12 protein-coding genes are annotated in these 14,533 nt (G+C 32.3%); all 12 read right to left on the minus strand.

The features are described from left to right. Position 1 precedes the first annotated feature (1 nt). The 12 genes from FNL83_RS08075 to murD all read right to left on the minus strand — a co-directional run bounded on the left by FNL83_RS08075 (position 2) and on the right by murD (position 14,533). Complete coding sequence (locus FNL83_RS08075; protein ID WP_001830106.1) at positions 2 to 799, minus strand: VOC family protein; 798 nt, start codon at positions 797 to 799, stop codon at positions 2 to 4. A gap of 788 nt (positions 800 to 1,587) precedes the next feature. Continuing rightward, entirely contained in the window at positions 1,588 to 4,338 is a 2,751-nt protein-coding gene (ileS, locus tag FNL83_RS08080) for an isoleucine--tRNA ligase (RefSeq protein ID WP_002469567.1), read from the minus strand. 314 nt (positions 4,339 to 4,652) lie between these two features. Next, positions 4,653 to 5,309: a DivIVA domain-containing protein gene (locus FNL83_RS08085; protein ID WP_001830163.1), complete on the minus strand. Its 657-nt coding sequence runs from the start codon at positions 5,307 to 5,309 to the stop codon at positions 4,653 to 4,655. Positions 5,310 to 5,331: 22 nt separating this feature from the next. Then, on the minus strand, positions 5,332 to 6,108 hold the full coding sequence (locus FNL83_RS08090; protein ID WP_032604113.1) for a YlmH family RNA-binding protein: 777 nt from the start codon (positions 6,106 to 6,108) through the stop codon (positions 5,332 to 5,334). Between the two features lie 140 nt (positions 6,109 to 6,248). Then, positions 6,249 to 6,539, minus strand: coding sequence for a YggT family protein (locus tag FNL83_RS08095; protein ID WP_001830086.1), 291 nt, complete (start codon positions 6,537 to 6,539; stop codon positions 6,249 to 6,251). Between the two features lie 11 nt (positions 6,540 to 6,550). Then, positions 6,551 to 7,144: a cell division protein SepF gene (locus FNL83_RS08100; protein WP_001830143.1), complete on the minus strand. Its 594-nt coding sequence runs from the start codon at positions 7,142 to 7,144 to the stop codon at positions 6,551 to 6,553. A 13-nt stretch (positions 7,145 to 7,157) separates the two neighbouring features. Beyond that, on the minus strand, positions 7,158 to 7,826 hold the full coding sequence (locus FNL83_RS08105) for a YggS family pyridoxal phosphate-dependent enzyme (RefSeq protein ID WP_001830146.1): 669 nt from the start codon (positions 7,824 to 7,826) through the stop codon (positions 7,158 to 7,160). A 25-nt stretch (positions 7,827 to 7,851) separates the two neighbouring features. Beyond that, positions 7,852 to 8,643 carry a peptidoglycan editing factor PgeF gene (gene pgeF / locus FNL83_RS08110; protein ID WP_002456593.1) on the minus strand — a complete coding sequence of 264 codons (792 nt, stop codon included), beginning with the start codon at positions 8,641 to 8,643 and terminating at the stop codon, positions 7,852 to 7,854. A 416-nt stretch (positions 8,644 to 9,059) separates the two neighbouring features. Next, positions 9,060 to 10,244 carry a cell division protein FtsZ gene (gene ftsZ / locus FNL83_RS08115; RefSeq protein WP_001830170.1) on the minus strand — a complete coding sequence of 395 codons (1,185 nt, stop codon included), beginning with the start codon at positions 10,242 to 10,244 and terminating at the stop codon, positions 9,060 to 9,062. A 32-nt stretch (positions 10,245 to 10,276) separates the two neighbouring features. Then, complete coding sequence (gene ftsA, locus FNL83_RS08120; protein ID WP_002489413.1) at positions 10,277 to 11,671, minus strand: cell division protein FtsA; 1,395 nt, start codon at positions 11,669 to 11,671, stop codon at positions 10,277 to 10,279. 105 nt (positions 11,672 to 11,776) lie between these two features. Beyond that, positions 11,777 to 13,168 carry a cell division protein FtsQ/DivIB gene (locus tag FNL83_RS08125; protein ID WP_002470268.1) on the minus strand — a complete coding sequence of 464 codons (1,392 nt, stop codon included), beginning with the start codon at positions 13,166 to 13,168 and terminating at the stop codon, positions 11,777 to 11,779. A 15-nt stretch (positions 13,169 to 13,183) separates the two neighbouring features. Then, positions 13,184 to 14,533, minus strand: coding sequence for a UDP-N-acetylmuramoyl-L-alanine--D-glutamate ligase (murD, locus tag FNL83_RS08130; RefSeq protein WP_001830127.1), 1,350 nt, complete (start codon positions 14,531 to 14,533; stop codon positions 13,184 to 13,186).

The raw sequence follows: 14,533 nt of genomic DNA on the forward strand, positions 1-14,533 counted from the left end.
ATCACACTTCTTTTATTCTATTAAATCTAAAATAAATACCATCAGGTCCTTTAAGATTTTTATGTGTTGTTTTTGGATAGTGAAAATCTATCATAGCTAAACCATAGGTATGTTCATTATCTACTCGTTTTGTCGCAGATAACCACTGATTAACAGCCAAATGATTATAATACTCGTTTGAAGATAAAAATAGAGAATAATCGTCCATATATGCTGATTCTTCTAGTCCAAAATAATTTAAATAATATGATTTAACATCAGAAATTCGAATGGACTTAATATGTAATGAACCTAATTTAGTTTCATCTGGTATGCCCTGCCATTGAGTATGAGAGACGTTTTGCAGTAATCGAGGTACATTAATTGGAGCAATATCCATTCTAATTCTGCCTTCTTTCTCATCAATCCATGATTCTGTCTCACGATCGACATAAAACTTTATAGCATTGCCCTCTGGATCCTCAATAAATAAACATGTTGCAACACTTTGTTGTCCACCGTTCACTGGTACTTCAAAATCACTTAAATGTACGAGTAAATCAGCTAATGTAGTCAAAGTAGGCAACAATATACCAATATGGAAAAGACCTGCTTCAGACATTAACGGTTCTCGTCCATTCTGTATTTCAATAAAAGTAATAAATTGATTTGAATCGCCAACTTCAAATTGTACAGCAGTTTCAGATTCATTGATAAGATTAAATCCTAAAACATTCTCATAAAATGTTTTAATTGTTTCTTTATCTTTAATATTGATAGTTACACCATTTACAAAATTTGCATTTTTGTTATGAAACATCTTATTTTCCTTTCAATGATTACTTTTCTTTTAAATAATTAAATGATTACTTTTCTTTTAAATAATTAAATGATTACTTTGTTGAAAGTGTATGTTTATCTTTTTAAGCGCAGTAATAAAAAATATATACGTGTTTCTTCTTTTAATCTTTCTCTTTTTTTCACTCACATAATAAAGATAAATGAAAATCTAAATGCTATCTAAATTTAGTAACAACGTTTATTAAAAACATATGCCTATATTTTATTAAAAATTAAATATTTTTGTCCAAGACGTTTGATTATGAATTGTATCTATACAAAAATTTAATACATTTAGATAAAATTATTATATTGATGCTTTTATTATTAAATCCTAATGAATTCAATCAGTAATGTGAATAAATACTATACTACACTATCCAACACTTTGTATTTTATATATTATGACTAAAAATTAAATTGAACTCAAATGATTGATTTATACCTTATTAATATTGTTATCATTTTATACATGAAGATTCAATACAATCACTGTGCTTATAATGAGAAAAATATTCTATGACACAAAAATGTAATGAATATGAATCTACGAAACTTGTTCAATTTTATTAAAAACCAAACATTAAATATAGAAATCTACTTTATCAAATTACCTTTAAAAAGTTAGTGAAATTTCTTTATTTGAAATCTTATAACTTCACAAAAATAAGCCCAAAATGAAATTCATTTTGGGCTTTCTTATTGTATTTAATCAATAATTTAAAATTTATTTTCTTGAAATACACGCTCACATGTAAAAACTTTTTATTATACTAAAGTTTTTACTACTTCTTGACATCGTGGGCATAAATGTTCAAGTTCACCTACTGAACCTAATTCTTCTGTATAGTTCCAACATCTTTCACATTTTTCACCTTCAGCATGTTTAATATGGATATCTCCATATTGATAGGATACACCATCATTTACTTTATCTTTAACTTCAACTTGTGAAACGATGAATAATTGTTGTAAGTCATTAAATTGTTGTAAGAATTCCGCTGTATTAAATGTTTCATTGTTTCCAATAACCACTTTAGCTTCTAATGACTTACCAATTACTTTTTCATTACGTGCTTGTTCTAATGCACGGTTAACATCATCACGTAAATTCATAAATGTATTCCATTTTTCTAACAATTCTTCATCTACATCAACAACTTTAGGCATATCTGAAAGGTGTACACTTTCTTCTTTTACATGAGGCGTATGAGACCAAACTTCTTCAGCTGTATGCACTAAAATTGGTGCTAGTAATTTTGTCATGTCAATAAGTATTTGATATAAAACGGTTTGCATGCTACGACGTTTATGAGAATCTTTTTTCTCAATATAAAGTATATCTTTACCGTAATCTAAATAGAAGTTACTTAGTTCAACATTGATAAAGTTTTGAACTTCTTGATAAATATTCAAATAATCAAAATTCTCATAGTTATTAATCGTACTCGCTGTGAATTCACGTAAACGATTTAACAAATAGCGATCTACTTCAAGTAAATTTGTTTCAGCAATACTATCCGTTTCAGGGTTGAAATCGTTAATATTACCTAACATAAATCTTAAAGTATTTCGAATTTTTCGATATACATCAGACGTTTGTTTAAGAATTTCATCGGAAATACGCACATCAGAAAGGTAATCAGTACTACTTACCCATAAACGTGCAATATCTGCGCCTTTTTGTTTAACAACTTGATCAGGAACTATAACATTACCTAATGACTTACTCATCTTCTTACCTTCACCGTCCATGACAAAGCCATGTGATAACAAGAATTTATACGGCGCTTGACCACGAGTAGCTACAGCAGTTGTAATTGAAGAGTTGAACCAACCGCGATACTGATCACTACCCTCAAAATAGAGGTCTGCTGGGAATGAAAGTTCAGGTCTCGTTTCTAATACACCACGGTGTGATGAACCAGAATCAAACCAAACGTCCATAATATCAGTTTCTTTAGTAAATTCACCGTTAGGGCTTCCAGGATGACTAAATCCTTCAGGAAGTAATTCTTTAGCTTCTTTTTCAAACCAAATATTTGAACCGTATTTTTCAAATAAATCTGCAACATGATTTACTGTCTCTTTAGTCATAATGATGTCGCCATTTTCAGCATAAAATACCGGTAAAGGAACGCCCCATACACGTTGACGAGAAATTACCCATTCGCCACGATCGCGAATCATATTGTAAATTCGTGTTTTACCCCAGTCTACTTTAAAGTTCGTGTCTTCAATTGCATCAAGAATATCCTGTCTTACTTTATTAATGGATGCAAACCATTGTGGTGTAGCTCTAAAGATAACAGGTTTTTTCGTACGCCAATCATGAGGATAACTATGTGTAATAAAGTCAAGTTTAAGTAGTGCGTCTTTTTCTTTTAAAAGATCAGTCACAGCTTTGTTTGCTTTGTCGTAGAACATTCCTTCAAATGGTCCACCTTCTTCAGTGAATACACCTTTATCATTTAAAGGACTAATTACTGGTAAATCATATTTTTGACCTACAATATAGTCATCTTCCCCGTGACCGGGAGCTGTATGGACACATCCCGTACCAGCGTCTGTCGTAACATGTTCACCGTTAATTACTAATGATACACGATCTAGGAATGGATGTTGTGCCTCTATAAATTCCAATTCTTTACCTGTGAATTCTTTCTCTAATTGTATAGAATCTTTATCCCAACCTAATGCTTCTGCGACTTCTTCTGATAATGCTTGGGCAACTATGTATTTATGTCCATCAACATTATACTGACCATATTTTAGCTCTGGATGAACTGTAATTGCCACATTTGATGGAATTGTCCATGGTGTAGTTGTCCAAATAATAAATTGGGCATCAGAATCAACTTTACCTTTACTGTCTTTGACGTCAAAAGCAACGTAAATTGATGCAGAACGTTTGTCATGATATTCTATCTCAGCTTCTGCAAGTGATGATTCACTTGAAGGTGACCAATACACAGGTTTTTTCCCTTTATAAATCAAACCTTTGTCTGCCATTTCTCCAAATAATCTTATTTGTGCGGCTTCGTATTCAGGTGTTAATGTAATGTATGGATTATTAAAATCACCTCGTACACCAAGGCGCTTAAAATCTTTCTTTTGAATGTCAATTTGCTTTAATGCAAATTCTTTACATTTCTCTCTAAATTCTGCAACTGACATTTTTTTGCGATCAACGCCTTTTTTAGTTAAAGCCTGTTCAATTGGTAAACCATGAGTATCCCAACCTGGCACATACGGTGCATAAAAGCCTTGCATTGTTTTATAACGAACAATAAAATCCTTTATGATTTTATTTAATGCATGTCCCATATGTAAATTACCATTAGCATATGGTGGTCCGTCATGCAAAATGAATGATGGATTATTTTTATTTTTTTCTAACGCTTTGCGATATTGCTCATCATTATCCCACATTTCTTGAATTTGTGGTTCTTTATTCGGTAAGCCACCTCTCATAGGAAAATCAGTTTTCGGCATTAATAGGGTATCTTTGTAATTCATTAAATTCACTCCTTGTAATGATAAAAAAGAACTCTAAGTTCAATTAAAAGGGACGGTTAATCCGCGGTACCACCCTACTTAACTCAACTTAGAGTTCTCTTAAGAATATTTATAAAATTGAAAAAGCCAGTGATATAAGAAACAAACAATATGCTAGGCTCACACCAATCCTAACTCGCTGTACTATGTTCACTGTTTCTTACGCGTCTGTCTTTATATCATATCAATAAATTACTATTTAGAAAATGCATTTTTAATAAACAATGAAATTTCTTCGGTATTTTTACATCAAATAGTTAACCTGTGATTCGTTTTTAATTATTTGATGTTGATTGTGATGATTCGTTATTTGCATTTGATTGACTCACAGATTCTGAACTTGATGTAGAAGGCTGATTAGCCGATATTTCTTGATTTTGCTTTTGTTTCATTGCACGTTCTTCAGGTGTCAAATCATTATCATGAAGATGATGAATATCTTCTAATGTCACTTGCTCGGCGTCTAAATCATAATTGAGTAAGTAATCCCAATCTTCACTTTTGAGTAAGTCAAGTTGTGCTTCAACAAGCATACGGAAACGAGAGCGGAAAACTTTAGATTGTCGTTTCATGTCTTCAGTTTGGAAAGCTAGACGACGCGCTTTTTCAATTGCATCATTCACAATACTGTCAGCTTGTACTTGTGCTTTTGATAAAACGGCTTCAGCTTCTTTAGTTGCTGCTTGTTTTGTCTCTTCTCCTACTTTTTGTGCTTGAATAAGTGCATCGCTTACTGATTGGTGAACATCTTTATATGATTTAATATTAGAATCTCTATCTTCAATGACTTTTTCAAGTTGCTTTTTATCTTCTTTTAAACGTTCGATTTCATTACTTAGTTGCTCTAAGTAATTTGCAACTTCTGTAGGTTCTAAACCATTTTTTACTCGTGTAAATTCTTTATTCTTAATCTCACTTGGTGTAAAAGGCATGATAATCCTCCTTGATTGATAGCTATTTAAATAGTGTTTGATAATGAATGTGTAACTTGTTCTTTTTTGTTTTTCCACCTATTTCAACAATTTGAGCTCTACCATAACCTTGGATTGACAATAAATCATTCTGCTCTAATTGAAAATCTGTAGAATCTATTACTGTATGGTTAACTTTGACTCTTTTTTTTATAATTAATTGTTGTGCAATATTTCGAGACTTATGAATCATCTCTTTTAAAACTACATCTAATCTCAAAGCGCTCACAGTTGTACTATGAACTTTCCAATTCTCTTCTGATTGTATCATATCTTCAGTAGGAATAGAATTAAGTTTAACTGAGGCTCCCTTAATACGCGTTAATTCAGATATAATATATGATTCTAATTGTTTTGTCAAAACAAACTGTATATCTTCTCCAACTATAATATCGCCGAGTTGATCTCTTTGTATTCCCAGTGACATGAGTGTTCCAAGAACGTGTTGATGTTGTATTGTTACAAATTTCTTAGGATATTGAAGTTCAAATAAAGTTAATTCAAAGTCCTCAGGCTGTGGCTTAAAATATAATGGTGCGATGATTGCACGTTTTCTTTCTGCATGTGGTCCACCAAAAAATGTAACATGTAAATCTTGATAACTACGCGTAATGACTTCAAGTATATATTGACCTCTCGGATCCAAGAAATGGGTTAGAACTGGAGCATAATTAGCATCAGCCTGCTTACATTTATCGATGAATTGATCGAGAGCATCTTGTTCTTCCTTTCTAAAATGCTGATATATATCGATGGTTATCTACTCCTTTTATGTTGAAAAACTTTTAAAACACTACGACTATAACACTGTCAACAATAAGTCATATGATAAAACGAGGTCAAAGTCTAGCTACTTTGCCTCGTTATGTTAAATATTATAAAATTAGTGCGTGTCACATTTTAAGATAAATATGCAAGAATTAAATTAAATATTTTTACTAAACCACTTTGGAATAAAACTAGAACGAAGATTGCCGCGATAGAAGAAATGTCTATAAAGCCAATAGGAGGAATAATTTTACGGAAAGGTTCTAAGAAAGGTTCATATAACTTTCCTAAAAATTCTCCAAACTTAGACTCTCTTATACTCGGAACCCAAGAAGTAAAGAAATATATAATCATTCCAAAATAATATATTTGAACTAAAAATATAATAAATCGGAAAATTGTACTTAGCAAACCAATATCCATAGTTGAACTCCTTATTCGTAGTGTTGCTCCATATTCTCGATGTGATCAGTTATACTGCCGGCTACTTCAACATTATCAGGTGTGCATAAGAAAATATCAGTACCCACGCGTTGAATATCTCCACCAATTGCGTATACCGTACCACTTAAAAAATCAATAATACGCTTTGCTGATACTTGATCAATGCGTTGTAAATTTACTAAAGTTGCACGTCTGTTTTTTAATTCGTCGGCAATATCTTGAGTATCTGAAAAGACACGTGGTTCAAACAGACACATTTTTGAACTTTCCTGAGCAGCATATGATTGTGATGCTTGGTTCATTGTTACAACGTTTCTAGAATTATTTTTTGAATTATTATTCATACGATAATTCCTTTCTTCAGAAGTTGTATTCGATCTCAAAGTGTTCTTTTGAGGTACAGACTTAATCGCTTGTTGCTTATTGTTAAAAGTTTGTGGTGTCGCTTGATTCTCATTACGATTGTAATCTTCGCGTTCTTGAACACGTTCACGTGATCTAGAAGATTCACGTTCTTCAGGTCCTTCAACTTCCTCTTCTTCTTCAACTACAAAAAAATTATTAAATAAATCCTTTAAAGCCAAGGGGGGCTCACTCCTATTCTCCTACAAGTTTAGTCCCAATTCTGACAAAGGTTGCACCTTCTTCAACTGCCATTTGATAATCATTACTCATTCCCATAGATAATTCTGTACAAGGTGCATGTGCTAAATTGAATTGTTGAATTTCATTTCTTTTATGTCTTAATTCTTTAAATAAATTTCTTATGTACGATAAATCATCAGTCAATGGTGCCATCGTCATTAATCCAATAATTTGGATATTTTCATATTCTTTAATTTGATTTATAAATTGATTCACTTCTTCAAGAGCTATGCCATGTTTAGATTCTTCTCCAGAAACATTTACTTGTAAGAAACATTTTATAACATGATTTGCTCTTTTATTAATCTCCTTAGCTAGACTTAAACGATCTAAAGCATGAAAATAATCGACTTCATTTATAATATCTTTTACTTTCCTTGATTGTAAAGAACCAATGAAATGTAATTTAACATCGCTTGGTAGAGATTCTTTCTTCTCTTTGAATCCATCTAATCGATTTTCACCGAAATGTCTTATTCCTACTTTATACGCTTCTCTAGCTCGCTCTATTGTAACATATTTTGTTACTGCAATCACGTGAGGTTGTGCTGAATGCGCACTTTTTTTAATGCTTGCATCAATTTCCTTTTCAATCTTAGCAAGATTTTCTTTAACATCCATAAATTATTCACCTACTTCATTCACTTTACTTCCGTCCAATAAATGCTAACATACGTCCCGTCTGCCCTTTTTCAACACGATATGAAAAGAATAAATCTAAGTTTTCTGAAGTTGCATATTCCGTAACGTATATGTTTTTTGATGGAACTCCAGCTTCTTCTAGAAGAAGTGCGTTAGCCTTTTTCAAATCAATACCATGTTGATTTTTACCTCTGGTCTCAATATATAAAGTTGAATCAATGGTTAATTCCTCAAACTTATTTTTTATATCATCATTGATTTCATAAGAATTTGAAGTTGCTGGACCAATTACAATCTTTAAGTCTTCATAATCAAAATCCACTTTTTTTAGCATTTCTTTTACTATTTGACCATATGTTCCTCGCCAACCTGCATGTGCTAATCCTATATAGCCATGTGGTTCACTATAAAAATATACAGGTACACAATCCGCATAACACATAGTAAGAAGAATGTGAGAATCAAAAGTATACATTCCATCTATGCCATGTAAATCATCAGTTAGTTCATCAATATTTGTTCCTTTATGTTCACTTGTAACTTCAACGATACGATTATCATGTGTTTGTATAGGAAAAACCCATTCATCTCTTGTATAACCAATAAGATTCGCTAAGATATTTTGATGATGTGTAATATGATGTGCACTGTCACTGATATATCTCGCCATATTAAAACTATGATTAGGATAAGGACTTAACCCATTTTCTCGAGTAGTGAAACCTAACTTAATATCAGTAGGCTCATCAAATTGATAGTCTAAATAATGAGTTTTCTTAATAAATCTCTCTTTCAAAATATTTCACCACCCCTTTATATATACATTCCACTATACACTTAATTTCAAATCGAAATGTTCTAAAAATAATCTAAATATTAAGTAACCAATTATGAAACAATTATATATCATACTTAAATTTATTTAAACTTGTACCAATTACTAACTATCAATGGTTACCTAAATGATGCACATGAGATAATAAATATATAAAGTATTTATATTAACAGTGTTATCGATATATGAATGTCATTTTGAGAATTAGCGTCAAAAATTTATTAAAAGTGTTGTCTTATCTTTCAAAACAAAAAAATTTAGTTAAATATTGATATATAACTAAGTTTTCAGATTACTTAGATACTCCAATACGTTAAAAATGCCTGAGACTATAAAATGTCTCAGGCTATTATAAAATACAGTGATTATATTGACGATTAGCGTCTAGTTCTTCTAGAACGTCTTTCTTCTCTATTTCTAATAAAGCTAGGAATATCATCATCTTTAGTAGTGTGGCTTCTTTCATTTACACTTTCACTTGATTGTGAATGAGAAGTGTGTGCAGAGAATGAATCTTCTTTAGCACTAGCACCAGATTGATGATTAGAACTACTATTTACACTTGAACCAAAACCAGTACTTGTAGCTTTACGACCTTGTGAAGAAGGTTTATCTTCAAAACCAGTTGCGATAACAGTAACTACAATTTCATCTTGAAGCTCTGGGTTAATAACTGTACCAAAAATCATATTCACATCTTCATCTGCAGCATCTTGAACAATATCAGCTGCTTCTTGAGCTTCAAATAAAGACAGTGATTCTCCACCTGTAATGTTCATAAGTACACCTTGAGCACCTACAATTGATGTTTCTAATAATGGAGATGAAATTGCTTTTTTAGCGGCTTCGACTGCTCTGTTTTCACCAGATGACACACCGATACCCATTAACGCAGAACCTTGATTAGACATAATTGTTTTAACGTCTGCAAAGTCTAAGTTCACTTCACCTGATACTGCAATTAAATCTGAAATACCTTGTACACCTTGACGTAATACATTATCCGCTTCTTTAAATGCTTCCATCATTGGCGTAGATTTGTCAACGATATCTAATAAGCGATCATTTGGAATAACAATTAATGTATCCACTGCTGCTTTCATAGATTCTACACCAGCAGCCGCTTGTGTTTGGCGCTTACGACCTTCGAAACCGAATGGACGCGTAACAACACCTACAGTTAAAGCACCCATTTCTTTTGCTATTTTAGCAACAACCGGTGCAGCACCTGTTCCAGTACCGCCACCCATACCAGCAGTTACGAATACCATATCAGCACCTTGGATAGCATCTTCAATTTGTTCTCTTGATTCTTCTGCTGCTTTCTTCCCAATTTCAGGATTAGCACCAGCACCTAATCCACGTGTTAATTTCTCACCAATTTGAATTTTTGATTCAGCTTTTGATAAGTTTAAAGCTTGTCCATCAGTGTTGATGGCAATAAATTCTACATTATTCATACCATGGTCAATCATACGGTTAACGGCGTTATTTCCGCCACCACCTACACCGATAACTTTCAATGTGGCTAAATGATTAAATCCTTGTTCAAATTCTAACATTTAATTTTCCTCCTAGTCTTTATGGCCAATAATCATTCAAATAGAGATTTCATTAATTTTTTAAACTTACTTTCTTCTTTGGCTTTGCCTTCTGTTTGTTGTTCATCTTCTAGATGATTTTCACGGTCTTCATAATACTCTTCACGAGGCGCTTCTGGTGCTACCTCGTCATTTTCTTTTTTGTTTGATTTACGCTTAAACCAATCAAAACCGCTTGATTTTGTTTCAGTATCTTTATCAGTTTCGATAACTTCTTCTTCAAATTCTTCACTATCTTGATAACTAATTGTAACATAATCTAATAACTCGTCAAAAGCGATACTACTAGAAATCGTAGAAATAGCCGAAGAAAATTCTGGTTTTCTGATACCCATTTGTGACGGTGTATGAATTCTCACTTTTTCACTAACCATATCTTGTAGTAATTCTTTTACACCTAGTAAATTTGCAGATCCACCAGTAACTACAAATCCTCCGTTTACTTTTGTAAGTCCTAGCTCTTGTAAAACGTCAAAGACTTCAAAGAATATATCTTCGACTCTTTGTTCAATAAAGTCACTTAAATCTTTTTGAGTATATTGAACATGTTCATCTGAATCAACTTGATCTACTGAAAAGACATCTTGATCTGAAGCAGAGTCATAAAATGCATGACCATATTGATGTTTTACCTTTTCAGCTGTGTCATATGTAGTATTTAGTCCTTGAGCAATATCATCCGTAATGTCTCGACCGGCCATTTCTATAGATTCAGCATCTACAAGTTCTCCTCGTTCATAGAAAGCAACTTGCGTTAAGTCTTCACCGATATCAATAACACAAGCGCCTAATTCCTTCTCCGTTGGTGTGAGAATAAAACCATAATTGTACGCATCAGAATAAACATCTAACACGTCAACACCACATGCCTCAACACATTTAATCATATTGATTAAAATAGATTTTTGGATTGCGATGACACCTGCATCTACTTTTAATGAATGTCTTGCAATTAATTCTTTAGGATCTGAAACTTCATTGTCTTTGTCAACTACAAAACGAATTGGGAATACATTTATCACTTCAGTTTCAGGCACATCATTTTTATCCCGGATACCTTCTAAAACTGATTCAATATGCGTGCCATCAATTTCAGTATCCTCATAAAATTCAATTTCATTTGATTCATCATATACTTCGGTACCGATGATAGGTAGTTTTAAAAATACATCTTTTATATCTACACCAGAGGCAATTGAAGCCTTCTTAATTGTATCTTTAATTGCTTGTCTTGCAATATCAAAATCATCAATTAAACCATTCTTGATACCACTTGTGTAGGTTTGCCCTGTACCTATCACATTAATTCCGTTGTGAAATTTTTCGCCTACTATTGTTTTTACGCTTGATGAACCTATATCTATGCTCACATAGTAATGTTCCTCCATAGATAGGCACCTCCTGACAAATTATACTATTTAAGTACACTATGTTTAGTGTACAATACGTTGAATAGCTTGTGAACTATAAACACATACTATTATCGAAATTTTTTAATTATTTTCTTTAGATTGTTTATTTATTTTATTCAACACATTTTGAAGTTCTTCTTTTGCATCATTTTCTTCTTGTGTTGACTTGGTTACATTTTGTTCTGTACCCGATTGAACAGTTGATGAACCTTGATAAGGAATAAATGACGCTCCAACCGATAAATCAATATAGCCATTTGTCTTAAGTTCGCCAGAGTCATCTCTGCTTAATGATTGTGACATTTGAGGATAATATTGCATTTTGTCTGCAATCGTTGTAATGTCACCAATAACTTGCATATTATCTTTGGTGAAGATCTTTATGCGACTTTGTTTATTTTTAGTTGGTGCGTAACTCACCTCTGCAATTAAGTTTCTCACTTTAGGTGACATTTCTGATAAAGCTTTTATAATTCGTGTTTTTTTGTCTCCTTTGAACCCATCAATGATAGGCCCATCATGTGACACTTCATCTTTGTATTCTGTTAATTCTTTACCATCTTCTATAATTGGCACATATTTATCTTTATTTTTTTCTAAACCGACAATTTGGTACTCAGTCACGTTGACAGTTAACGTGTTTGGTAATTGTTTATGAATATCAACTTCTTTGATTAAAGGATTCTGTTTTAAGTTCCTAATCGCTTTATTTTTACTAAAAGTATACATTCGTGATCGCGAAGTAACGTTAAGTTCTTTCTTTATTTTACTCGTACTTACGTTGTTATTACCTTTAACATTTACATTTGATATTTTACTCAGTGGTGTAAACATATAGAGTAAAATGAGAACAATGATAAGAATGAGTAGTGTGATAATGGTATATTGGATTCTTTTTTGCTTTTTACGTCTTATGGCTCTTTTTTCTTCTAAACTAAGCGGTTTAATTTGAGTTACCTTCTCATTATTATTGAACGATGTAGATGTTTCCTTTTCTTTTTTAGAAGTAAATTTACTTAGTAATTTATGCTTTTTAGAATGACGAGAGGCTTTAGGTTGTTGTTCACTCCGATGATCAAGTAGAAATTCCTCATCGTCTTCAGTACTTTGACGACTTTCATTTGTTTCTTGGACAATACGGTCATTTAATTTATCATTAATATTTTTTTGATTGTCGTTTTCATCATTAACATTATCTTCAATTAAGTCACTTTTTATTTCTTTGTCTTGATTATGCGACTTGTGATTATCTATAAATTTATCCATTGGTTTAGTTTCTAACTGTGATTGTGTAGACGTAGCATCCTTTTCTTTACTTTGGTTATCTATACGACGTCTTCTGCGTTGGCGAGCGTTTTTATTCCGTCTAAAAAGCTCTAAGTCTTCATTTCTTTGACTGTCATTCAAATGAGTTGCATTATCGTCTTTATTCGACATATTCTCCTTATTAGGTTGATTTTTATTCTCTTCCATGAGCATTCACACTCCTTAGTATGATGGCAAGTGCGCTCGGAATCTATCGATAAACTTCTCACCACGTTCTTCAAATGTATGATACTGATCCCAACTTGCACAAGCTGGTGATAATAGAACAACATCATTGGGCTCGACTATATCTTGAATTTTATCAACAGCATCCTCTACATCTGTTGCTTTAATCACATACTTACCTTGACTATTTCCCAATTTAGCAAATTTATCTTGTGTTTCTCCAAAAACAACCATCACACGTACATTTTCCATATAAGGAATAAGTTCATCGAATTCATTACCACGATCTAATCCACCACACAACCAAATAATTGGTTGATCAAAAGAGTTAAGCGCAAATTGAGTAGCTAAAGTATTAGTTGCTTTTGAATCATTATAATATTTATTTGTGCGATTTGTACCAATATACTGAAGTCTATGATCAATACCGGAAAAAGTAACAAGACTATCTACAATAGCTTTGACTGGCACTCCAGCAATGATTGATGCTAGAACAGCTGCTAAAATATTTTCCAGGTTATGTTCTCCCGGTAGCACTAAGTCTTTAGTGTTAATAATGCGAATGCCGTTAAAAACAATGAAACCATCTTTAATGTATATCCCATCAACTTCTTGCTGTGTTGAAAAATAAAATGTTTTCGCTTCTAGATTTTCTGATTCAATTAGGTGCCTTTGATGATAATTACAAATGAGATAATCATCTTTAGTTTGATTTTTATATATTTGCTTTTTAGCATTTTGATAGTTCTCTAACGTTTCATGGTAATCCAAATGTGCAGAATAAATATTAGTAATGATAGCGATATGTGGTTTATATTCCTCAATGCCTAATAATTGAAAAGATGATAATTCTGTTATTAAATACTCATCTGATTTAACTTCTTGTGCAACTTTTGAGGCTACATAACCAATATTCCCAGAAAGTCGTCCAGTCAACACGCTTTTTTGGAACATATCACCGATTAGTGAAGTGACAGTAGTTTTACCGTTAGTTCCAGTAACTGCTATGATTGGTGCCTCAGAAATTAAATAGCTAAGTTCAACCTCTGTTAAGATTTTAAGCCCTCTATTTGTTGCTTCTTTAATAATTGATACAGTATATGGAATACCTGGGTTTTTCACAATGATAGGATCATCATCTAATAAAGAAAAAGGATGACTACCGCTAATTACCTCAATGCCCATAGATTCTAAATCTTTAGCATGTGCATCCTGTGAAAGATCCTTTCCATCATTGACTTTAACGTTAGCCCCTAATTTAAGGAGAAGTTTCGCCGCTTCATATCCACTTTTTGCTAAGCCTACTACTAAAACATTTTTATTTTCTAATTCAGTGTAATTTAGCAA

Source organism: Staphylococcus epidermidis (assembly GCF_006742205.1).
Lineage (GTDB): Bacteria > Bacillota > Bacilli > Staphylococcales > Staphylococcaceae > Staphylococcus > Staphylococcus epidermidis.